At 38.8% G+C, this 20,991-nt stretch carries 27 protein-coding genes; 25 read left to right on the top strand and 2 right to left on the bottom strand.

The features are described 5' to 3' along the window. Positions 1 to 234: 234 nt before the first annotated feature. Both L2764_RS20120 and L2764_RS20115 read right to left on the bottom strand, forming a co-directional pair. Positions 235 to 1,398 carry a hypothetical protein gene (locus tag L2764_RS20120; protein WP_248942144.1) on the bottom strand — a complete coding sequence of 388 codons (1,164 nt, stop codon included), beginning with the start codon at positions 1,396 to 1,398 and terminating at the stop codon, positions 235 to 237. Positions 1,399 to 1,803: 405 nt separating this feature from the next. Further along, positions 1,804 to 3,129 carry an ApeA N-terminal domain 1-containing protein gene (locus L2764_RS20115; protein ID WP_248942143.1) on the bottom strand — a complete coding sequence of 442 codons (1,326 nt, stop codon included), beginning with the start codon at positions 3,127 to 3,129 and terminating at the stop codon, positions 1,804 to 1,806. Between the two features lie 235 nt (positions 3,130 to 3,364). On the opposite strand from L2764_RS20115, the gene L2764_RS20110 reads away from it, so the two are divergent. The 25 genes from L2764_RS20110 to L2764_RS19995 all read left to right on the top strand — a co-directional run. Continuing rightward, positions 3,365 to 3,598 carry a hypothetical protein gene (locus L2764_RS20110; RefSeq protein ID WP_248942142.1) on the top strand — a complete coding sequence of 78 codons (234 nt, stop codon included), beginning with the start codon at positions 3,365 to 3,367 and terminating at the stop codon, positions 3,596 to 3,598. A 160-nt stretch (positions 3,599 to 3,758) separates the two neighbouring features. Next, positions 3,759 to 6,029 (top strand): nSTAND3 domain-containing NTPase, encoded by a 2,271-nt coding sequence (locus L2764_RS20105; RefSeq protein ID WP_248942141.1) that lies wholly within the window; start codon positions 3,759 to 3,761, stop codon positions 6,027 to 6,029. A gap of 969 nt (positions 6,030 to 6,998) precedes the next feature. Next, positions 6,999 to 7,238, top strand: a complete 240-nt coding sequence (locus L2764_RS20100; RefSeq protein ID WP_248942140.1) for a hypothetical protein — start codon at positions 6,999 to 7,001, stop codon at positions 7,236 to 7,238. A 38-nt stretch (positions 7,239 to 7,276) separates the two neighbouring features. Beyond that, positions 7,277 to 7,756 carry a lysozyme gene (locus L2764_RS20095; protein ID WP_248942139.1) on the top strand — a complete coding sequence of 160 codons (480 nt, stop codon included), beginning with the start codon at positions 7,277 to 7,279 and terminating at the stop codon, positions 7,754 to 7,756. Beyond that, positions 7,749 to 8,189 carry a hypothetical protein gene (locus tag L2764_RS20090; protein ID WP_248942138.1) on the top strand — a complete coding sequence of 147 codons (441 nt, stop codon included), beginning with the start codon at positions 7,749 to 7,751 and terminating at the stop codon, positions 8,187 to 8,189. Before L2764_RS20095 ends, L2764_RS20090 begins: the two co-directional genes overlap by 8 nt. Further along, positions 8,107 to 8,337, top strand: coding sequence for an Rz1-like lysis system protein LysC (gene lysC / locus L2764_RS28295; RefSeq protein ID WP_376708460.1), 231 nt, complete (start codon positions 8,107 to 8,109; stop codon positions 8,335 to 8,337). The genes L2764_RS20090 and lysC overlap by 83 nt, the downstream gene beginning before the upstream one ends. Then, complete coding sequence (locus L2764_RS20085; protein WP_248942137.1) at positions 8,334 to 8,588, top strand: HP1 family phage holin; 255 nt, start codon at positions 8,334 to 8,336, stop codon at positions 8,586 to 8,588. The genes lysC and L2764_RS20085 overlap by 4 nt, the downstream gene beginning before the upstream one ends. A gap of 8 nt (positions 8,589 to 8,596) precedes the next feature. Further along, a complete protein-coding gene (locus tag L2764_RS20080; protein WP_248942136.1) occupies positions 8,597 to 8,950 on the top strand; it encodes an HNH endonuclease in 354 nt (117 codons plus the stop codon). Positions 8,951 to 9,309: 359 nt separating this feature from the next. Further along, entirely contained in the window at positions 9,310 to 9,756 is a 447-nt protein-coding gene (locus tag L2764_RS20075; RefSeq protein ID WP_248942135.1) for a phage terminase small subunit P27 family, read from the top strand. Continuing rightward, positions 9,756 to 11,489: a terminase large subunit gene (locus L2764_RS20070; protein WP_248942134.1), complete on the top strand. Its 1,734-nt coding sequence runs from the start codon at positions 9,756 to 9,758 to the stop codon at positions 11,487 to 11,489. Before L2764_RS20075 ends, L2764_RS20070 begins: the two co-directional genes overlap by 1 nt. 3 nt (positions 11,490 to 11,492) lie before the next feature. Further along, entirely contained in the window at positions 11,493 to 11,648 is a 156-nt protein-coding gene (locus L2764_RS20065; RefSeq protein ID WP_248942133.1) for a hypothetical protein, read from the top strand. Between the two features lie 3 nt (positions 11,649 to 11,651). Beyond that, positions 11,652 to 12,827, top strand: coding sequence for a phage portal protein (locus tag L2764_RS20060; protein ID WP_248942132.1), 1,176 nt, complete (start codon positions 11,652 to 11,654; stop codon positions 12,825 to 12,827). Beyond that, positions 12,827 to 13,699: a S49 family peptidase gene (locus tag L2764_RS20055; protein ID WP_248942131.1), complete on the top strand. Its 873-nt coding sequence runs from the start codon at positions 12,827 to 12,829 to the stop codon at positions 13,697 to 13,699. The genes L2764_RS20060 and L2764_RS20055 overlap by 1 nt, the downstream gene beginning before the upstream one ends. A 13-nt stretch (positions 13,700 to 13,712) precedes the next feature. Next, positions 13,713 to 15,014, top strand: a complete 1,302-nt coding sequence (locus L2764_RS20050; protein WP_248942130.1) for a phage major capsid protein — start codon at positions 13,713 to 13,715, stop codon at positions 15,012 to 15,014. Between the two features lie 35 nt (positions 15,015 to 15,049). After that, complete coding sequence (locus tag L2764_RS20045) at positions 15,050 to 15,217, top strand: hypothetical protein (RefSeq protein WP_248942129.1); 168 nt, start codon at positions 15,050 to 15,052, stop codon at positions 15,215 to 15,217. 2 nt (positions 15,218 to 15,219) lie between these two features. Then, complete coding sequence (locus L2764_RS20040) at positions 15,220 to 15,555, top strand: head-tail connector protein (RefSeq protein ID WP_248942128.1); 336 nt, start codon at positions 15,220 to 15,222, stop codon at positions 15,553 to 15,555. Further along, positions 15,552 to 15,872: a phage head closure protein gene (locus L2764_RS20035; RefSeq protein WP_248942127.1), complete on the top strand. Its 321-nt coding sequence runs from the start codon at positions 15,552 to 15,554 to the stop codon at positions 15,870 to 15,872. The genes L2764_RS20040 and L2764_RS20035 overlap by 4 nt, the downstream gene beginning before the upstream one ends. Further along, entirely contained in the window at positions 15,862 to 16,356 is a 495-nt protein-coding gene (locus L2764_RS20030) for a hypothetical protein (protein WP_248942126.1), read from the top strand. The genes L2764_RS20035 and L2764_RS20030 overlap by 11 nt, the downstream gene beginning before the upstream one ends. Further along, a complete protein-coding gene (locus tag L2764_RS20025) occupies positions 16,356 to 16,742 on the top strand; it encodes a hypothetical protein (RefSeq protein ID WP_248942125.1) in 387 nt (128 codons plus the stop codon). Before L2764_RS20030 ends, L2764_RS20025 begins: the two co-directional genes overlap by 1 nt. 11 nt (positions 16,743 to 16,753) lie before the next feature. Further along, positions 16,754 to 17,170, top strand: coding sequence for a phage tail tube protein (locus L2764_RS20020; protein WP_248942124.1), 417 nt, complete (start codon positions 16,754 to 16,756; stop codon positions 17,168 to 17,170). Then, positions 17,170 to 17,520, top strand: coding sequence for a phage tail assembly chaperone (locus tag L2764_RS20015; protein ID WP_248942123.1), 351 nt, complete (start codon positions 17,170 to 17,172; stop codon positions 17,518 to 17,520). Before L2764_RS20020 ends, L2764_RS20015 begins: the two co-directional genes overlap by 1 nt. A 23-nt stretch (positions 17,521 to 17,543) precedes the next feature. Continuing rightward, positions 17,544 to 17,741 (top strand): hypothetical protein, encoded by a 198-nt coding sequence (locus tag L2764_RS20010; protein ID WP_248942122.1) that lies wholly within the window; start codon positions 17,544 to 17,546, stop codon positions 17,739 to 17,741. Further along, entirely contained in the window at positions 17,741 to 20,038 is a 2,298-nt protein-coding gene (locus L2764_RS20005; RefSeq protein WP_248942121.1) for a phage tail length tape measure family protein, read from the top strand. Before L2764_RS20010 ends, L2764_RS20005 begins: the two co-directional genes overlap by 1 nt. A gap of 22 nt (positions 20,039 to 20,060) precedes the next feature. Then, positions 20,061 to 20,528, top strand: a complete 468-nt coding sequence (locus L2764_RS20000) for a hypothetical protein (RefSeq protein ID WP_248942120.1) — start codon at positions 20,061 to 20,063, stop codon at positions 20,526 to 20,528. A 4-nt stretch (positions 20,529 to 20,532) separates the two neighbouring features. Continuing rightward, positions 20,533 to 20,991 (top strand): hypothetical protein (locus tag L2764_RS19995; protein ID WP_248942119.1); only part of this gene is annotated, 459 nt, incomplete at its 3' end.

Genomic DNA, 20,991 nt, shown 5'->3' with positions numbered 1-20,991 from the left:
ATCGTAATTAACATGACACCAATCTAATATGCTGGATTATGTCTACTCAGCATAGCAGAATGTGACATCTCTAAATTGGGGAAATGTGACATTACTATATTGGATCTACAAATACCAAACCCGCGCGACGCACAATCTCTATTATGGTAAATAAGATAAATAATGAGGAAAAGTCGGGTATACGTTTATTCTAACTAAAAGCCAATCTCGATTGGGGCGATTATTCGATATTGTCTACCAGTCCATGTTTGAAGCATTATCGGACGCTGTTGCTAGATGCTCAATAAACTGTTCCATATCTTTAACTGAATTCATCGCTTTGTTATAAGTAGAATCTGAAGCATAAGGAAGAATGGATGGCAGGGTACTCTGTATGTAGAGTATTTCTGGAAAAGTGTTGGATTCCCAGTAAAAATCCATAAACTTCGTAATTAGCTGTATTGCTTCCTTTTCATTAAACTCAATCCCACTTTCCATGGAAAATCGAGAATTACCTTTTTGATGAGGCATAAGCAGAGGGACAGCACCAACATCAGAGTGGATTTCAAAGGCCTCTCCATTTTTACCAAATGCTCCATGAGCAATGTAATTCCTAATTTGTCGCTTAATCGATACTAGTTGATCATAATATTTCTTGATATCTATATCTTCGACATCAAGACATGACTTGAACTTAGACCCCCAATCTTTATCAGCTAAATTAGCCACATCCTCGCCAGTAACTAATTTTCCTTTAAGAATTGCAGCATGAATAAAAACATGTTCTGTGAAACTGTAAAACGCATCTATTGTAGAAATAGCTAGCCATTCGGCTTCGGCTTTAAGTCTATAAAAGGGTATTTCTACACCCCATGAATTGACAGAATATTCAGTACGTATTATTTCATCTTTTCTTGACTCAGCTTCTTTAATCTTCTTTTCATATTCATTTGTAAGAAACAAATACCGTCGATGAAGTCTATAACTGTGATTCATTACGTTTAAATCTGAGCTTTTAACAGATTGACTTGCAAACCATTCAAAATAAGGTCGAGCAGCCACAACGGCTTTAGATATTTTTTTTACGATTTCTTTGCATTCTGCTTCCTGGCTTTCTTTATCAGCGGCGAATAATCCAAATCCAAACTTTCGATGCTCTAGGAGATAAGGAGTCCCATTGTAATCGATAGGAACTGACCAAGAAACTTTTTCAAATCGTCCTAAGTTTTTATAATTAAGTAAATCAACAAATAAGAAATAAACAATGTAGTATGGAGGCAAAGAATTTCCAGCATCAGTTCGAACAGCTGAAAATAAGAAATTTTTATCTGCTTCGGTTTTTTTATCTACAGTAGAGCTGATAGGGCTAAGAATTTTCTTAACTTTTTCCTTCAGTTTTTCAATTTCATCTTGGTTCATAGTAATCTAAAGTTCCTATCCGTTACCTAGTGAGCATTATTTTCTCACACAAACTAAAAATTTGAATAAATTATACTATATAAACAGTAAGCTTTATCAAATAATTCATAGTTCAGTTTATGTTGTAAATAATTATAAGTTTCTCGATTAACCCCATTACTTCTACTAGTGATAATGCTCATTATCACTAGTATATTCAATAGTAAGTACCTGAATTGAAGTTATCCGGCATTGTGTTTAATTTTCGACCTTTCTGAGATGTCAATTACCTGACAGGACATGGAGCCTAGATTTCTAAAGGAGGAAATAACCTTTGGAAAACTTTTTACCTATGCACTTTTGTAGAATGTGTAGCTCTAGAGGCTAGATACTCTAAATTAAGAAATTAACAAATTAACAGTAACCCTAAGATATGAGACGATTTTGATATTGATTAATATTATCTTTTGATATATCTAACTTCTTTAATAAATGAGCGACAACAATAAGCTTTAAAACATGTCCAATCTCCATGTAATCTTCGATGGATAGTTTTTTCATCATGTTCTTAGGTATTCCTACATGTGCTAATTCATTTCTTAATGTTGATATGTTACTTCCTAATTCATGCTTATTTATTTTTTTGAATATTGTCTCAAGCTTCAACTTCAAGTCTATTGATGCATACATTTCAATAGGTTTAGCATATTTCTCTTTACTTTCCCCTCCAAGATCTTTATTAATAGCTTCAAGTTGAGTTGAATATAAAATGATATCACTATAAGTATAATGAAGAGTTCTAAATCCAGTTTCATACTGATGTGATACAGAAATAACTTGAAAGTCATCATACAAATCAAACCAACGACTCAATACTATTTTCATATCAAGTTGCTTCCAATTTAACGGCATCATTTGATGGCTAATTTCCTTTTGAGCAAGTCGGATTGTACGATGCTCTAAACATATACTATTAAGAACATGAACACCTTGTTTTTTATTATCATCAAAATAAAAAAACATCTCTTCTGGAAACTTTGGGCAAGACAATAATATTGAAAATAGTCCTGCTATTTTAGTTATTTCATCTATAGTTTTTTCAGCATTTAATTTAAATTCAGACTTGTATTTAAATGCATATTTTAAAGACTTCCTTAGATATAAAGAAGACTGAGGATGATCATTTTTTATTTTCTTGAGTGCTAATTCTAGCTTTTCTTTAGCTTCTTGATCGTTTGAATCAATAAGGTTGATTAAGTTATCTCCAACCATAGAGTGAGTAGCTGTATTTTCTACTTCTAGTTCCCAGTTGTTTCCATTTGTAGTAAGTATAGGTTCTAATTGATATTTTAATTGATTAGTACTTCCTTGAGGATGAATAAATTCCTGCATACCATTGAAAGTGAAGTGTGTTAACTTCACAGTTTCATGCTTTTCAACGAAAGAGTCTATCAGTAAATAGTAGAAACCATGTAAACCTGATTTCACCAGAACTTTACCGTGATGATGAGTACCACTTTCAAAATCAAACGGGCCAACTAAAGTGCAAAGTTTACCGTTATTCAATATACCAAATAATCTATCACAAGAAGAAGGCGCCCCATTATCAGATAGGCAATACTCTAACTGTAATCCATTCTCAGGTGAATATTTAATCTTTCCCGAAAATCTGCCGCTATTACAATCGATATCAGCAAAAAACTCGCCGAAAAATTCATAATTTTCAAAGCAACTATATATTTCTTTTGTCAAATGACCCCCCAATGACAGCATGATAATTAACTACATACAGAAAATATCATCTTTAACTGACTGATGATATAGGTAATTTAATTTTTTTCATCGAACTATACAGAATAATCACATACTTATTTTGAATGATAATAAAAGAGTTATAGCTAGTAAACTGACCAGTGATAATGGGTGTTATCATTGGTCAATTCCTGACTTGCTATAATTACTCTGTGATGTTTACAGGGAAGTTGTTATGTACATGGAGTTCAGAGAATGTTTACATGATGAAATTGCAATCATGCAGAATACGGGGATCTTTATTTCGGATAGTACAATCATATATTACGAAACCATTTACTCCAAGGGCCAAAGCCCTTGCCCCGCCTGCTTTATTCGTAAAAACAGATGTGTTGCAATGAAATGTGTAATTCATGCTGATATATTTGAATGCCCTGAGTGTGATGAATTTATTGAAGTCGGTGGTTAACAGGTTCATTATATTGAACCACTTGATATTCCAATACAGCTTTTTAATTATCTAGAGAGAGTAAATTAACTATTATTAGGCTACTAGTCTATTGTATTACTTTGTTTTTTTTGGTATTTTGTTAGATTTTATTGTTATAAAGTTAATAAGGGCGATTTTAATGAAGGACTATGATTTTAGTAGCTTAAATGATAAAGAATTTGAGTTGTTATCAACTGACTTATTATCTTGCCATCTAGGCTGTCACGTTGAACGTTTTAAAACTGGTCGTGATGCTGGTGTAGACGGGCGCTTTTTTTCATCTGATGATAATGAAGTTGTTATTCAGTGTAAACATTGGTTGAAGTCGGGTCTTACTGCATTGCTCAGATCTATAACTAATACAGAGATAGAAAAGGTTCGTAAACTCAATCCTACACGATATATTTTTGTTACATCACTTACTCTATCAAGGGTAAATAAGATGAAAATAAAAAAATTATTTTCACCTTTTGTTAAAATTGAATCAGATGTTTTTGGTAACGAGGATCTAAATGATATTTTAGCTAAAAATCCATTATTAGAAAAAAAACATTATAAACTATGGATGACAAGCAGCAATGTGTTAGAAGCAATATTAAATTCAGCAATAATAGGTAGAAGTAAGCATAAACTTCAAGAAATTATTGATGACTCTAATCATTATGTGATGACCCAAAATCATACTCAAGCGATGGAAAAGCTTGAAAAGGTTCATTCTATTATCATTACAGGAGCACCTGGTGTAGGTAAAACCTCCCTAGCAGATCAGTTATGTAAATTCTATACAGCTAATAACTACGAGTTTTGTTTTATCGAGAATTCATTAAATGAAGCTGAGGAGTTTTATAAGGAAAATGCGAAACAAATTTTTTACTTTGATGACTTTCTTGGGCGAAATTTCATACTAGCATTAGGTTCACATCAAGATTCACATATTATTAGTTTTATAAAAAGAGTCGAGAGAGATAGTGAAAAAAGATTTATTCTTACTTCTAGAACTAATATTTTGAATCAAGGTAAGAGGCTGAGTGAACTTTTTTATATTAATAAAGTTGATAAAAATGAATATGAACTATCCATTACTTCATTAAGCTCATTCGATAAAGCTAAAATCTTATATAATCATATATGGTTTGGTAAGCTTGATGAAAGTTATATTAATGAAATATATAAAGAAAAAAGGTATTTGGAAATAATAAAACATAATAATTTCAATCCTAGAATTATATCATTTATTACAGATTCTCATCGTCTTTTAAGTGTTCCTCCAGAAAACTATTGGGATCATATTGAGAATATATTATCTAACCCTAAGGATATATGGAGGCATGTATTTGATGTACAAATTGATGAGTTGTCAAGGAGTATTACGATAGCGATATCTCTGCACGGTAAAGCAATATCTGAAGATACTTTAAAAACCCTTTACTATAGGCTAAATTCAAGGAAGGGTATTGTTAATGCTGACAAAAGCTATGATGCAGTTGTTAGGTTGTTGGTTGGGGCACTGCTGAATAGACTGATTATTTCTTCAGATAAGGTTCTATACAACTTATTTAACCCATCAATAGCTGATTTTGTAATAACTAATTATTTAGATGATTTTAACTATATTGATGAGCTTCTTTTTTGTTTGAGAACTCCGCAATCAATAAAAAACTTACAGAGCCTTGTAGGGTCTAAAGTTATTAGTAAGAAATTTTATTATAAAATATTAGAATCTCAGATTATGAGGTTTTCACTAGAAAGTGATGAAGTGAGAATTGATCCGTATCAGTTAATAATTTTAGCATCATTTGATAATGTATCATCTTTGTCTGATAGAACGGTTAATTATATTTTTCGTTTAGCTGATTACTGCTTAGATAAAGAATATTTTTGCTTAGGAAGTGATTATTTTGAGTTTTTTAACTTGGTATTTAAATCGGATCTCATAAATTGTGATGACCCTAGACTATTACTGCAGTTGGAATGGTGGATTACAAGTCATAAGAGTTCATTCGATGAATTTATTTCATTATCAAAGATTATTTCTTTAGTCGAGAATTTTACTTATATGTTTACCTCTGAATTTAAAAAACAATATATTGAATTTTTTTCAAAAAATATAACTAATGATATTATTGAAGAAGGTATCCAATTGAATATATATGGATGTGACGATTTTAATGATATTGATATTGATATTGAGATATTAAGTTATATTGAAAACAAAGTTTTAGATTTAGATATATTTTTTGAAAAAACCGAGCTTGAGGAAATAAGTTATTGTTGTGACATCGATGCAGTTATTCAGTCCAATATAGGTTCAATTGAAAGTGAAGAGTTAGAACATGAAGTCAATCGTGATATGAGTAATCATATAACTTATCACTCTGATGATATTCATGATCTTTTTGATAGAGGTTAATATTGAACTACAAACTAATAAATTTGATTGAATAGTTTGAGAGGAAAGTTTCCCTCACACTGCTTAGTACATCAAGAGGCTATTATCTTGAGTCTATTAATTACACCAGTCCTCATGTTTACCTGGCCAATTCGACTTATCCCTTGTTGATTAGCACGTCTGATAGCTTGGTTCCATCAATATAGACACTAGCCAGAAGTTGCTGATATTTTTCCCGTCCAAGATCATCTAATATGACTTTTTGCGCAGGCTAAATAAATGCGTACAAAGTTTCTAGCTTTTATAGCCGCTTTTTTCTCACTTTCACATATATACAAACTACTGCCACACCTCGTACCTGGATCCGTTATTTTTCACTTCTATCGGATAAATATGCTCTGAATTTATCACCATCATGAATATTTCCTAAGGAGGTTACTTTAACTTTACTAAGTAAAGGAGAGGGATTACCAGCTTCGAAAACTACACTAGCATTCAAAGTAAATACTAGAAAAGAAAAAAGTAATAAAACCCTGATCATGATGCTCCTTTTTAATGAGATATTATGAGGTATTCATTTTGATACTGTAATCAGTTTAAGACATTCCTAAGATCAACCTGATTTTGCTCGCCTATTCAAACACAGATACAGCAAGGGCTAGAGGGTAGGTCATTGCATCAGCCTAAGAGAAGTATGCAATCGCTGTATGTTTTTTGTTCTCACTGGTTGAGTTAAATAGGTCGGGGTGTCAGTTGAGTGACCTTTTTTGATACCCAAATGAGTGAAATAGGGGCAGTTTTAGTCTAAAAAAGAGTGATTCGGCACCATTTTACCTAAAAGCGGCAAGATTTTGCCGCTTTTTTCCCATAGAAAACGCTAGGATATTTATAAGCTCGAAGTTGTTGTATTTAAATGAGCCGTCTAAATTGACCTTGCATTCCTTACCCGCCTCGAGCGGGTTTTTTTATGCCTATATAAAAGGACAAGTCATGAGCGCCAGAAAGATTAAATCAGCACTTACTAAAAAAAACATACCCGTTGAAAGGGTTGAGTATGTAAGAGGTTGTCCAACGCCTAGTGGTTATGCCAATGGGTGGGATATCGATATTTCAGAAGAGACGGTAGAACAGATATACATGAAAGATGAAGTAGCCTCCCCTGAACAAAATAACGAGTTTGACACGCTGTCCGATGTTCTTGATTGGGTTGAATCATTACCAGCATTATAGCTATTTCTAATTTCAATCACTAACCAGTGAATAATTATATGAATATTTCTAGAACGTTGATGATGTTTGGCTTTGCTGCAAGCGTTGCTGGCGGTGGTGCATTAATAGCTGAGTATGAAGGCCAAGTGTTTAGTAGTTATTTAGATCCAATCGGGGTTTTAACTAGCTGTTATGGTCATACAGGAACAGATTTAAAGCACGGTCAAACATTTACAGAGAAAGAGTGCTTAGAACAGTTAGCAACTGACTTAAGCCAACACAATTATAAATTGATGAAATTAACTCACCCCGTGACGCTTACCGATAGCGAACACGGTGCTTACTTGAGTTTTATCTATAACGTAGGCCATCAAGCGTTTGCAGATTCCACATTGCGAAAGAAATTATTAGCAGGTGATAGGGTGGGCGCATGTCATGAGCTGCTTCGTTGGATATATGCGGGTGGCAAAAAGTTAAAAGGTTTAATCAAAAGACGTCAATCGGAGAGACAGCTTTGCTTAAGGGGGCTTGATGCCTAATCCATTTAATAAAACCTTTGTTATTTTGATATTTGCCTTGGCTGGTTCGGTGGCGTTCGGACTCATGCTGCAACTGAAGTTAGATGTTGCACAGACAAATATTGAATCGTTAGAAATTCAAAAGACTTCATTGCTTATCGATTTGAATGCATTATCCGATGTTGTCGCAACACAAGAAGCTGAGCGGCATAAGTTGATGCTTGAATTAGATTTATCTGCGGCACTCAATAAACAGAATGCGATAGAGAAAGAACGAATTAACAAACGGTTAGTAGTAGCTAAATCTAAATTAACTCAACTGGTAAAGTCTAATGAAACATTGCAGAGATGGGGTGATACTGCTGTGCCTAATGATGTTGCTCAGCTGCTCCAGCGTGCCGCCAATTGTTCGCACGATAACGGTCAGCAAGACCGAGTATGTGTTCCCCCCTGACAACATGATTGTTGATTGCTTAGTTCCTAATTATTCAGTCAAAAGTAATGCTGAGTTAGCTGAATACACATTGATATTAATCGCCAAATTTCAAGGATGTAATGCTGATTGGCAACGTTTAACCCATTGGGTAGAGAGTAAGCGATGAGTGAGCCAACTATTCAAAAAGCTATAAGCACCGCTGCATATAGTGCATCAGTATCGACAGCAGCAGGTAGTGTGTTAACAACCAATGATTGGATATTAGCTGCAAGTATCGGATTGGCTGTGCTGACATTTGCTATCAATTGGATGTATCGAGTTAGACAGGATAAGCGTGATGATGAGCGGGCTGAGCGTGATAAAGAGCAACATGATTTAGCAGTACAGTTACTCGAGCAACAGCTTAAAAATGGATGAGGTTGATTATGCCACCGAGAATGCGTAAGCCTTGTGCTGCTGCGGGATGTGGTGCATTAACCACAACACGTCATTGTGATAAGCATAAAAGTTTAGGATGGGAAACTCACCACGCTGGCCGGAGTAAAGAACAGCGTGGTTATGGTAAGGATTGGCAGCGATTAAGACTATTAATACTTAATCGTGATAAGTACTTATGCCAGTGTTGCAGGCGAGAAGGTATCGCGACTCATGCTACCGATGTTGATCACGTTATTGCCAAAGCTCATGGCGGAACAGACATTGAGAGCAATTTAGAAGCACTTTGCAAGCCGTGTCATAGATCAAAAACCGCACATGAAAGGCTAAAGTCACCTGGTTAACGTCAGTCAAAGTCATACATTAATGATTAATGTGTCCGTTTAACGATGATCAAAGTAAAAGTTTAAGCGCAATTATTTAGATAAATTCGCACCGTCTGAGGTGTTCTTAATGCTGTCGTAATGAGTTAAAAGAACATCAACATGATAGTGGTTGAATGATTAATTATCTCAGCTTATCTCTGCGTTTGTTCGTGATTTGATGACATATGAATAGACGGGGGGGAGGGGTTAATCTCTACAGCCTTTCGCTACAGCACCGTCTGCTTAAGTCAATTTTTATTCGTGAATAATAAGAACTTTTACCGGATCATTTAATTAACTTTAATTTAACAATTTACTAACTTTTATTTGGGTTGATTATGTCTGGAGTTCGAGCCTCGGGTGGTGGATCCAAAAATAAAAATGCTAAGGAATCGATAACGCCAGCTAATGAAAAATTAACCAAAATAGAGCCGCATTCGTCATTGCGAGATGAATATGCAATTGATATTTGGAACACTCAATCTGAAATTTTGATCCAGCGTGGAGTCATGACATTAGCCGATGCTGCTATTTTACTTGTGTATTGCAATTCGTTTTCTTTGTATTTGGAATCTGAATTATTAATTACAAAAGATGGGATAACGGTTGTATCACCAATGGGTGGTGAGAAAAAGCATCCGGCTGTTAATGTTAGGCAAGATGCACTTGCAGCTATGTTGCGTACAGGTTCTTTATTGGGGCTTGACCCACTTAGTCGCACCAAGCTTTTAGGCGGTGGTGGAGGCAATGGTTCAGGGGATAATGAATTTAGCGAGTTTACATAATGGCTGTGAGATATCCGAATGTTAACGCCGCGCACAAATATGCGCGTGATGTGGTTAGCGGTCGGATAAATACGTGCTTATATGTTCGCCAAGCCTGCCAGCGTCACTTAGATGATTTAAAAAAATCTAAGGATGATAAGTCCTGGGCTTATCGATTTGATAAAGCGAGTGCTGAGCGGGTATGTCGCTTTATTCAAAAGTTAGTTCACACCAAAGGAAAATGGGCTAAGAAGCCGGTTAAAGATCGACAAATAACATTAGAGTCTTGGCAGCTTTTTATTCACACGGTTATTTATGGTTGGATGAGACGCCGTGATAAGACGCGCCGCTTTCGCTATGTCTATATTGAAGTGCCACGAAAAAATGGTAAATCGATTATAGCCGCTGGCAATGGGCATTATTTATTTTGTGCCGATGGCGAATATGGTGCGGAAATTTATTGCGGAGCAACAACAGAAAGGCAGGCATGGGAGGTATTCAAACCTGCGCGTCAAATGGCTAAAGCTCTCCCTCAATTAGTGTCTTCATTTGGCATAGACGTGATGGCGAAAAAGTTAGAGCGTGGTGATGGAAGTATTTTTGAACCGATCATAGGTGATCCTCCAGATGGTAGTTCACCTCACGGGGCTATCATTGATGAATATCATGAACATGATGGTCCTGAGATGTTCGATACCATGGCGACAGGAGTTGGTGCGCGGGAACAACCGTTAATATTTGTTATAACAACAGCAGGCTCTAATATCGCGGGACCCTGTAAAGACATGCACGATGATTTGGTCAAAGTCTTATCAAGCGCAATTGAAGATGATGAGTTATTCGGCATTATTTATACCATTGATGATGGGGACGACTGGACTGATCCTAAAGTGCTTGAAAAAGCTAATCCGAATCTTGGCGTGTCTGTTAATCGGGATTATCTAGAAAGCCAACAAAAAAGAGCTATTCGCAATCCAAGGTATACTAATGTTTTTAAAACAAAACACTTAGATGTATGGGTCAATGCTTCCAGTGCTTTTTATAATCTTGAAGACTGGAAAAATGCAGAAGACCTAACTTTGCGGCTTGATGATTTTATCGGTTGTGATTGTTGGATTTCATTAGATTTAGCAACGAAGCTCGATGTTTGTTCAGTGGTGATTATCTTTGCTCGGCGTGAGGAGGATGGGCAACTGCATTATTACGTATTTAGTCGCCATTTTTTACCCGAAGATACTATCCACGACCCCGATCAAAAAAATGTGAAACTGTATCAGCAGTGGCTGAATACTCATTGGGATAATTGCGATGGTGCCGCACTCAAACAAACCGATGGTGCCGAGATAGATTTTAATGAAATTCAAGATGAAATATTAGGGCTTACAGCGGTTCATAATATGAAAGAAATCCCTTACGACCCTTGGAATTCGGCTCAATTAGCACAGGAACTGGCAGCCGAAGGGTTAGATGTGATTAAAATCCCACAGGTTACTAAGCATTTATCACCTGCAATGAAAGAGATGGAAGCAGCGCTTAGAGCTGGGCGTTTCCATCATGATGGTAATCCAGTATTAACCTGGATGATCTCGAATGTCGTTTCAAAAGAAGATGCCAATGAAAATGTATTTCCAAGAAAAGACAAACCCCATCAAAAAATTGATGGGGCGGTAGCATCAATCATGGGCATAGGGCGAGCCATGCTGAATGAAGGAGAAGGACGAAGTGCTTATGAAGATGAAGATTACGGAGTGTGATTTATGTCCTTGCTGATTGATATTGTAGGGTTGATTGGTCTTAGCTTGCTAAGCTACGGCAGCTGGCTAGCGTGGCCGCCAGCAGGGTTTATTGTCTGTGGTATGTTGCTTGTTTTATATGCGATTAAAGCTAATGCTCAACCAAAAAACAAAAGGTAAACCATGGGTATTTTTTCAGCATTAAAGGGGGCGACATTAGATAATCCAGATGATAGTGGTTTTTTTAACTTTTTTGGTGGAGGAACGCCAACGACTACTGGTATTAAGGTTACTCCAGATACTGCATTAACCTGTAGTGCAGTGCTTTCTTGCATTAGGGTGATCACCGAAGATCTCGCAAAAATGCCCATTGTTCTTTATAAAAGAGCGGGGGATAGTAGAGAAAGAGCTGTGAACCATCCAATCTATAAGTTACTTAAACGACGGCCTAATCATTATCAAACCCCTTTTGAATTTAAAGAGTTGATGCAATCTCATGTGTTGTTAAGGGGGAATGCTTATGCTGTGATCATACGAGATAATGCTGGTATACCCATATCGTTGTTACCACAAGATCCTGATGTTGTACAAATGCTCGAAACAGACGGTGGTGAGTTTTTTTATGATCTTGGTAATGGAAAGGGCATAGCGCCTAGTGAAGATATACTGCATCTGAGAGGACTTAGTAAAGACGGAAAGTTAGGGCTTTCTTTGGTTAAGTTGATGGCCGAAAGTATAGGCTTAAGTATTGCGACAGAAAAACATGGTGCTACTTTTTTCGGTAATGGGGCACATCCTGGTGTCACATTAAAGCACCCTGGTAAATTAAGTAAAGAAGCAAAGGCTAACATCCGTAAAGATTGGGAAGACATCCATCGTGGTGTCGATCAGGCTAACAGAGTTGCAGTCCTTGCGGAGGGAATGGAGGTATACCAACTTGGTTTATCTAATGAAGATAGCCAGTTTTTAGAAACAAGAACATTTCAACGTTATGAGATAAGTGGTTTTTTACGTGTTGCTCCACATCTCATTGGCGCTTTAGATAACGCGACATTTTCTAATATTGAGCATCAACAGCAGTTTCATGCCAGTAATGCACTGCATCCATGGTGTGTTCGGTGGGAAGAGAAATTAAATAACTCGCTGTTATTTGAAGATGAACAGGATATTTATTACTTTGAATATCTCATTGACTCGTTAGTGCGTGCAGATTTTAAAACCCGAATGGAAGGTTATAGTGTCGCAATAGCAAGCAAAATAATGAGTCCGAACGAGGCCCGCCGCAAAGAAAATATGTCCCCTTATGAAGGCGGTGATAAGTACGAAAACCCTAATATAACCGTAACTAAGGATAAGTAATGAAAATATCATTACTCGCGACGCATTTATTTAATGAGCCAGTCATGCTTTCTGAAGGAAAGTTTGACACTCTAATGAATGTATATTTAAGCCGTTCAGGTGTTGAAATCGATATGAGTGGCGTTGTAAATAAAGGTGAATCCGCAACTTTTATTACGCCCAGAGGCTCAGCAATTATTCCTGTGAGTGGAACTTTAACCCATAGACCGACAGGTTTAAATGCCATGTCGGGTGCATGTTCTTACTCTGGTATTGATGCCAAGTTGGATGAGGCTTTAGCCAATCCTAATGTATCAACCATTATTTTAGATATTAACAGTCACGGGGGGATGGTTGCTGGTGCTTTTGATCAGGCTGAACGCATTTATGCGGCAAGAAAAGAAAAACAGATAATAGCCATTGTTAATGAAGCCGCTTACTCAGCGGCTTTTTTAATGGCGAGTGCAGCTCACAAAATTATTGTGCCGAGAACCGGTGGCGTTGGCTCAATCGGTGTGATTGCTCAGCATGTTGATCGCAGTGAAGCAAATGCAAAAGCGGGTATTAAAGTGACCCCTGTTTTTGCCGGTGAAAAAAAGACTGACTTAAGCCCCAACCAACCGTTATCAGATGAAGCTCATGAACGACTTCAGTCAAGTGTTAATGAAAGCTATGAGTTGTTTGTTGATACTGTAGCCCGTTTTCGAGGCATGGAGACTCAGTTAATAAAAGATACTCAAGCTGGGCTCTATGTCGGTGCTAAAGCTGTTGAAATTGGGCTCGCTGATGAAGTCAATTCGGCTAAAGCGGCTCTAGCGGCACTGTTACCTAGGTCTGTTCAATCAAATAAACGTATTGGCCGTCGAGCCAAAGCTATCACTCTTAACCACTAGGAAATTAATTGAAATGAAATTAGCAGAATTAAAACGTGCTCGAGCCGATAAGTTAGCGCAAATTCAAGTGCTGGCAAATCAAGAAGCTGAACTATCAGCAGAGGAAGAGTTATCTGCTGAACAAATAGCAGAATTTGAGCAATTAGAAGCCAGTATTGACGGTCTTGATAAAAAAATTGTGCGTCAAGAGCGGGCACAGCAAGCTTCAGCGGCGGGAGCAGCACCAGTCTATGCTGGTGTATATGCCCATGTAGCACCCAAAAAAGAACTTGAACCCGGTGAAAAGTTTGCCATGTATGCTATGTGCGTTGCAGGTGGTGGTGGGGATATAAAGCGCTCCGCTCAAATTGCCGAAAATCAATTTAATAATGCAGAAATGGCCGCCGCAATTGATACACAAACACCTGATAGTGCTGGCGTGTTGGTACATGAAGATTATTCAGCGGATATGATAGAGCTACTTAAACCGCGGACAGTTATTCGGCGCTTAGGAGCACGCTCAATTCCTATGCCTGCGGGCAATCTAACTATGGGGCGTAAAACAGGCCGTGGTTCAGCGACCTATGGTGTTGAAGGCAGCGACATCAAAACGACGAAACCAACATTTGGCGAAATGAAGTTTAGTGCTAAAAAACTCACAGGATTAACGCCCATCTCTAATGATTTAATTCGCCAGGCGAGTCGAGGGTCGACGCAATTAGTAAGAGACGATCTTATCGATACAGTGGTACTCGCTGAAGATACGGCTTTTTTACGTTCAGATGGTGGTGGAGATTCGCCAACTGGATTGCGCCATCAAACCAATGCATTAAATATTATTCCAGCAACAGCGGGAGACGTTGCCGTTATTAATCCAAACTTACAGGCCGTCGATCTGTTTTTAAGCAGCTTAATCAAAAAACAACGATTAGCTGATGTCCCCATGCTTAAGAACGCTTGGATTATGTCACCGTCTGTATTTACTTACCTTGAAGCATTACGTGATGGCAATGGTAATAAGGCTTATCCAGAGATGGCGAACGGCAGACTAAAAGGTTATCCCGTCGATTTTACTAATCAACTCCCTGAAAATTTAGGCAGCGGGGGCAATGAGTCAGAAATTTATTTCAATGATTTTAGCCAAACCTTCATAGCCGACACTATGCAATATCGTATAGCGGTCTCAACAGAGGCCACTTATATGGATAATGACGAACTAGTCAGCGCCTTTTCTCGTGATCAAACGGTCATTCGTATTATCGCTGAACATGACTTCGGCTTGCGACATGATAGAGCCTGCTCGATTGCGACTAATGTGAAATGGGGCATTCAATAAGATATTAATTTTCATGTTTATTTTTAAAGGCGGAAATGATGGCAGATGAAAAAAACGTAGGCTCTATGGCGGTTAAATTTACTAAACCGTGGAAGCATTACTATTCGGGTGATATTGCGGTATTTGATAGCGATACAGCACAAGAGTTAGTCAAAGCTGAGATAGCTAAAAAAGATAAGTATGTTGCGCCTAAGGCAGGTTAATTATGCTCACCATGGAAGAAGTAAAACACCAAGTGAAGTTGGAAGATGAAACACTAAGTGAAGCCGAGGAAGCTTATTTACAAAGCATTAACTTGGCTTCTTCACAAGCGGTTTCAGCAGACATTGGACGTAAGCTTTATGCAAGTTCAGAAGATCTAGATGCTGATGAAAATGCGCCTGATAATGCGATGGTGATCAATGAGTCAACAAAACTTGCTATCAAGTTGTTAATTGGTCATTTCTATATCAATCGAGAAGCTACCACGTCAGAACGTGTGAATAAAATCCCATTGGGTATTCAGTATTTACTCGATCCTTATCGCTTGGTGCCAATATGATGCAGGCCGGAAAACTCAATAAACGCATCACGCTGGAGCGTAAAACCACGACGCAAAATCAATACGGTGAAGAATTAGATACGTGGGAACGGTTGGCGAATACCTGGGCTGAAATAGTCAGTGAAACGTGTGATCGGGTTGAAATTGGAGGTGCGCTGCAGCAACGCTATCAAATTGAATTAATGATGCGTTACCGTGCCAACTTTTCGATAAATGATGCGGTTGTATACGCAGGGCGACGCTATGACGTGACAGAGCTTTCTTCCAATCTAACGGATCGTTCTTGCAGACTTTTAGGGGAATGTTATGAAAATTGAAGGTCTTAAAGAGATGGAGGATGCACTCGTGGCACTTGGGCAAAAAGCGGGTGGTCGTGCTTTGCGTCGTGCGTTAAATCACTCAACATCACCGGTTAAAACAGCGGCGCGGCGTAACGTCAATAGCGAGCGAGTTAGGCGATCAATTAAATCAAAAGTGGTTTTGGGTAAAGGGGCGACGCGTTCTGTTGCATCGGTGTTGGTTGGTGTACTGGGCAGGGATGCTTATATCGGTAACTTTATTGAAAAAGGCACCAAGCCTCATGATATACCTGGCATTAAAAAAACGCTTAAAGGGAGAAAGAACAGTAAAAAAGTAGGCTATGGAAATAAGGTCTATAGCCGTGTCCATCATCCTGGTACTCAAGCTAAGCCTTTCATGCAGTCAGCGTGGAATAACAACTATCGTAAATCTTTAAATAAGTTATCGATAAGGTTGCGTGAGCGTATTGTGATAGAAGCGCTTAAGGAGAGTAAAAGGTAATGGCGATAGCGACATTAGAAGCCGCTTTAATCTATTTAATCAATGAGCGGGTGCCGTCAATAGTGGGTTGTATTACCCCTATTTTTCGAAATGAAAATGCGTCGTTACCTGCGCTAACGTATGAAACCTCTTTATCTAGTGAAGATGTAGATTTAGATTGTATGCCGTCGGGGATCATTCGTACGACTATTGATGTTGATATTTGGGCCAAGACTTATGCCGAAGTGAAAGCGATCCAAAAGTCGTTATTTAATTTAAATGGTTATCACGGCCAAGTAGATGAAATCAACATCGGCTTTATTCAAGTGAGTGCGTCAGGTGATGATTTAGACAGTGAACCTGATATTCAAACCAGCTCATTAAAATTTCAAGTCACAACAATTTAAAGGAGTTACATATGCCTATTCTAGGGGCTGGCACTCAGTTTCAAATGTCAGATATGACTGAGTCAGCTAGTTATACGCGTGTGCCTGGCGTTAACGCGATCGGTTCAGCCGGTGATGAAGTACCCGCGATTGATATTACAGAGATATCCGATACCTCAATGCAATATATGGCAGGAATTGGTGAGGGGGAGGAGAAAGAAATCACCGTTAGATATGAAGCAAAGGATCCAGTTCAAAAACGTTTTCGTGATACCGCAAAAGCGAATGAACGATGTGATTTTATGATTGCTTATATTGACGGAACTACTGCTCAATTTAATTTGTTATTACTGGGTTTTAAGATGAATGAGCCCGAAAAAGATAACGCTGTGACCTTTACTGTTAAAGCTAAACAAAACGGTAAAACCATATGGACGGAGCCAAGCTAATGACACTATTAAGCCGTGAAAGTATTTTAAAAAAAGCTGATTTATCCTATGAAAATGTTGATGTGCCAGAGTGGGGAGGCACAGTTCGTGTACAAGAACTCAGTGGTAAACAGCGTGAAGAATACGAGCTAAGCATGCTTGTTGATGGGGAGTATCAATCTACTGACTTTAAAATTAAATTACTTTCTAGAAGTCTTGTTGATGAAGGTGGAGATTTACTATTTAACAGTGATGATATAGAAAAGTTAAGTGGTAAGTCGAGTATTGTTGTCAATCGCTTGTTTGACGTTGCTAACAAGTTGTCACACATTTCAGTTGAGACATTAGAGGAGGCTGAAAAAAACTCATAACGCGGCCTCTGCAACGTTTTTTAATGCGTTTATCACTTGACTTAGGCTGCACCAAAAATGAGTTGTTAAATCGATTATCGAGCAGTGAAATCACGGAATATTTCGCTTATTACAAATTACAACAAACCGAATGCCCCCTATCGAAATCTCAACCTATACCTGAATCTCCAACCATTTCTATTCAAGATGAAATAGCGGCTATGCGCGAGGAACTTAATTAATGTCACAACAAGTGTTCGCGAATTTAGTCGCAAAAATGGATCTAGAGTCCGCTAAATTTCAAAAGGAATTAAAAGGAGCCGCCAAACAAACGACCAAGTTTAAGAAGGATGCTAAAGCGGCTAATGATGCTACGACGCGCTTATCGCAAGGGTTGAGAAGGGCGGCGAATAGTGCCGCGTTTGTGACAGGACCTATGGGCGGTGTCTCTAGCCGGCTTAATATCATGGCTAGCGGCTTAACCAGTATTGGACCTGCTGGCTTGGTGGCAACGGCGGCTATAACAGCGCTTACTGTTGCGGTGGCTCAGTCTGTCAAAGTGTTTAGTGAATATGAGCAAGGTCAGCTTAGGACTGAGGCCATTGTTAAATCAACAGGAGCCAGTGCAGGTCGAACAGCGGCGCAAATTGAAGCCTTGGCTTCTAATGTGGCGTTATCCACTCTAGCAAGTGTATCGGGCGCGAGACAAGCGGCTAACGTGCTACAAACATTTAAAGCTGTGCAAGGAAGTGTATTTGATGACTCGTTAAGAATGTCACAAGACATGGCAGCAGTTCTTGGTGGCGATATGACTAGCAACGCCAAGATGCTGGGTAAAGCATTAGAAGATCCTATTAAGGGGATCAATGCAATGACCCGCGCGGGGGTCAGCTTCACAGATGCTGAAAAACAGAAAATTGAAGTCATGGTTCAAGGAGGGAAAACCGCTGAGGCTCAACGATTGATTTTAGCAGCATTGCAAGCGCAATTAGGTGGAGCTGGTAGCGCTGAGGCGGGCGGTGTAGCAGGCGCGGCGGATACATTAGGCCAGCGCTGGGATGAGATGATGCTTTCCATTGCTAATACTGCCAAAACGGGTGACGGAGCCACATGGTTTTTTAATACCTTAGCGGCGGGTATGAAGTCGATTTCTGATCAAATAGATCCAGCTCCCATGCTGAAAATGAATCAGTTACTCGCAGATAAACTCAAACTTGAGCGGCAATTAGCAAACTCGGCAGGCAACGGCAGACGTGCAGCGCAGCTTAAAAATGAGCTGGAAGCTACCATTGCACAAATGAATAAGATAGAAGAGGCAAGAGTTCAGGAGACTAAAAAAGAAAATGATGCCTTAGCCGCCGCTGAAAAATATCGAGTCGAAAGAGAACGTCAACGCCAAGCCGATACACTGGCTAAAAAGCAAGAAGCAGGGGCTCAGTCTTTTGAAGCGCTATCACGTCAAATGGCATCAGAGCAACAACGAATCGAGTTAGATTATCAATCGCGTAACGAGATTGTTCGCAATATGGTGCTGTCAAAAGTTGCCATTGAACAATCTGGTTTTGAATCTATCCATGCACTGAAGCAACACTACTTGCAATTAAGCCAGACGCAAGCGGATCAAGAGCTAGAGCAGATCAAACTTAAAGCAGCAAAAGAATCGGCGGTAAAAGCAGAAGCGAGAGAAAAAGAGCGTCAAGATCAGGCAGAGCAGCAAGCATTATTAGCTGAGCAAAATAGAGGGTATTGGGAACGGTATCTTGCTTCATTAGAAGAAGTGACGGTCAACATGAATGATTTGACTGCATCGAGTTTAGAGCATCTTTCTAGAAGTGTTGGTCAAACTTTTGAAAAGATGATCTTTGATTCTCAATCCCTTGGCGATTCTGTTCAAAATATGATGGAAGGCATGTCGCGAACCGTTGTACGTATGTTGGGTGATATGGCGGCGCAGTGGTTAGTGTATCAAGCGGTTCAAATGTTGGTTGGTAAATCAACGGCCACGGCAGGCGCGACGGCGTTAGCCAGTAATGCGGCTGCAGCGTCCTTACAGGCAGGTTTAAATGCCTTTGCATCAACGGCAGCAATCCCTATTGTTGGACCCGCCGCCGCGCCAGCCGCCATGGCCGCTGCAATAGGAGTAACAGCGCCAATTGCGGCATCAATATCGACATTAGCGGCATCAAGTGTCGTTGGCATGGCTCACAGTGGTATGGACGCCATCCCTAACGAGGGCACATGGCTACTCGACAAAGGCGAGCGGGTCTACACCAATGATTCTGCACAAAAGTTAGATCAGATGTATGGCGCTGTGATGACAATGCAGCAAGGTGCAATCCCAAATATGTCACAGAAAGCGACTACACCGAACGTCACCATCAACCTTATCGAAAACGCTCAGCTAGCAGGTCAAGTGCAGCAAGAAACGGCGCAAAATGGCGAGCAAAGTATTGATATTTTTGTAGCAAACATTCGTAGTGGTGGCGATGCAGCTTTGGTTTTAGAGCAGACTTACAACTTCCAGCGCGTAGGTTATTAAGTACTAAATAGGAGATAGGTTAATGTTAATCGATTGGCCTGTGAAAACCTTTGGTCTTCCTCAGTTAAATTCTTATACATTAAAACGCCAACCCAATATTTTACGCACTCCAATGGCTTCAGGTCACGCTAGACAACGACGTATAAATAATAGTGTACCGACCAAAATGACTGCGCAATGGTTACTTAACCTCGACAAGCGTAATGACTTTATTGGCTTCATTGATTATGCGCTGAGTGGTGGGAATACCTGGTTTAATTTACCGATCAAAGTCGGTGATCAACTTATTGATCATGAATGCCGATTTACTACTCATCCCGCTGATGATGAAACGCCAACGTTAAACCATATTATTTTTAAAAGTGTTATTGAGATACGTAAAGCTTATCGCAGTCCAGATGAGGCCATTGTGACTTCAATACTGTCACCGATGACAATTGATGATTTTGTCGCTGGTGCATCTATGTCACTTTATTATAAAGAGAATTGAAAGAATGAGTAATAATTTTGTTCAACTAATGACTGACTTTCAAAAAAATATCCAAGCACTAAATGACATATTAATGGGTGATGAATTTGATTCCGTTAGCATTGATGGCGTTTTAAAACCATCAATTAGTAAAGATGTAAAAGATAAAATGGACAGCTTTAATGCATTGGTGCAGGGACGAAGGCCTTTTGCAACATTATCTGAATTGAATGCATCCGGCGTTCCTTCTGCTGAAGGATTAGCAGAGGTCTGGGCCGATACTATCGAAAACAATGGGGTCTATGGTTGGAATGGGTCTAACTGGCAAAAATCGACTAATGATCCCGTTTCTAAAATTAAAAGCTTAGGAAGGTTAGAGCGTAATTCAGGTGCTGGCTACCCTTTAAAAAAAATGGTGCGTAATGGTATTGAATCAGCTGCACATGATTTAATGAATGAATTTGTGTTAGATGTAAAGGTAATT

The organism is Shewanella surugensis (assembly GCF_023284005.1).
Taxonomy (GTDB): domain Bacteria; phylum Pseudomonadota; class Gammaproteobacteria; order Enterobacterales; family Shewanellaceae; genus Shewanella; species Shewanella surugensis.
This window is presented reverse-complemented; position numbering and strand designations above follow the sequence as displayed.

Excerpts from the sequence above, each read along its gene's own strand:
- L2764_RS20120 (WP_248942144.1), bottom strand. The coding sequence starts at position 1,398 with ATGAACCAAGATGAAATTGAAAAACTGAAGGAAAAAGTTAAGAAAATT.
- L2764_RS20110 (WP_248942142.1), top strand. The coding sequence starts at position 3,365 with ATGTACATGGAGTTCAGAGAATGTTTACATGATGAAATTGCAATCATG.
- L2764_RS20105 (WP_248942141.1), top strand. The coding sequence starts at position 3,759 with ATGAAGGACTATGATTTTAGTAGCTTAAATGATAAAGAATTTGAGTTG.
- L2764_RS20100 (WP_248942140.1), top strand. The coding sequence starts at position 6,999 with ATGAGCGCCAGAAAGATTAAATCAGCACTTACTAAAAAAAACATACCC.
- L2764_RS20095 (WP_248942139.1), top strand. The coding sequence starts at position 7,277 with ATGAATATTTCTAGAACGTTGATGATGTTTGGCTTTGCTGCAAGCGTT.
- L2764_RS20090 (WP_248942138.1), top strand. The coding sequence starts at position 7,749 with ATGCCTAATCCATTTAATAAAACCTTTGTTATTTTGATATTTGCCTTG.
- lysC (WP_376708460.1), top strand. The coding sequence starts at position 8,107 with ATGATGTTGCTCAGCTGCTCCAGCGTGCCGCCAATTGTTCGCACGATA.
- L2764_RS20085 (WP_248942137.1), top strand. The coding sequence starts at position 8,334 with ATGAGTGAGCCAACTATTCAAAAAGCTATAAGCACCGCTGCATATAGT.
- L2764_RS20080 (WP_248942136.1), top strand. The coding sequence starts at position 8,597 with ATGCCACCGAGAATGCGTAAGCCTTGTGCTGCTGCGGGATGTGGTGCA.
- L2764_RS20075 (WP_248942135.1), top strand. The coding sequence starts at position 9,310 with ATGTCTGGAGTTCGAGCCTCGGGTGGTGGATCCAAAAATAAAAATGCT.
- L2764_RS20070 (WP_248942134.1), top strand. The coding sequence starts at position 9,756 with ATGGCTGTGAGATATCCGAATGTTAACGCCGCGCACAAATATGCGCGT.
- L2764_RS20065 (WP_248942133.1), top strand. The coding sequence starts at position 11,493 with ATGTCCTTGCTGATTGATATTGTAGGGTTGATTGGTCTTAGCTTGCTA.
- L2764_RS20060 (WP_248942132.1), top strand. The coding sequence starts at position 11,652 with ATGGGTATTTTTTCAGCATTAAAGGGGGCGACATTAGATAATCCAGAT.
- L2764_RS20055 (WP_248942131.1), top strand. The coding sequence starts at position 12,827 with ATGAAAATATCATTACTCGCGACGCATTTATTTAATGAGCCAGTCATG.
- L2764_RS20050 (WP_248942130.1), top strand. The coding sequence starts at position 13,713 with ATGAAATTAGCAGAATTAAAACGTGCTCGAGCCGATAAGTTAGCGCAA.
- L2764_RS20045 (WP_248942129.1), top strand. The coding sequence starts at position 15,050 with ATGATGGCAGATGAAAAAAACGTAGGCTCTATGGCGGTTAAATTTACT.
- L2764_RS20040 (WP_248942128.1), top strand. The coding sequence starts at position 15,220 with ATGCTCACCATGGAAGAAGTAAAACACCAAGTGAAGTTGGAAGATGAA.
- L2764_RS20035 (WP_248942127.1), top strand. The coding sequence starts at position 15,552 with ATGATGCAGGCCGGAAAACTCAATAAACGCATCACGCTGGAGCGTAAA.
- L2764_RS20030 (WP_248942126.1), top strand. The coding sequence starts at position 15,862 with ATGAAAATTGAAGGTCTTAAAGAGATGGAGGATGCACTCGTGGCACTT.
- L2764_RS20025 (WP_248942125.1), top strand. The coding sequence starts at position 16,356 with ATGGCGATAGCGACATTAGAAGCCGCTTTAATCTATTTAATCAATGAG.
- L2764_RS20020 (WP_248942124.1), top strand. The coding sequence starts at position 16,754 with ATGCCTATTCTAGGGGCTGGCACTCAGTTTCAAATGTCAGATATGACT.
- L2764_RS20015 (WP_248942123.1), top strand. The coding sequence starts at position 17,170 with ATGACACTATTAAGCCGTGAAAGTATTTTAAAAAAAGCTGATTTATCC.
- L2764_RS20010 (WP_248942122.1), top strand. The coding sequence starts at position 17,544 with ATGCGTTTATCACTTGACTTAGGCTGCACCAAAAATGAGTTGTTAAAT.
- L2764_RS20005 (WP_248942121.1), top strand. The coding sequence starts at position 17,741 with ATGTCACAACAAGTGTTCGCGAATTTAGTCGCAAAAATGGATCTAGAG.
- L2764_RS20000 (WP_248942120.1), top strand. The coding sequence starts at position 20,061 with ATGTTAATCGATTGGCCTGTGAAAACCTTTGGTCTTCCTCAGTTAAAT.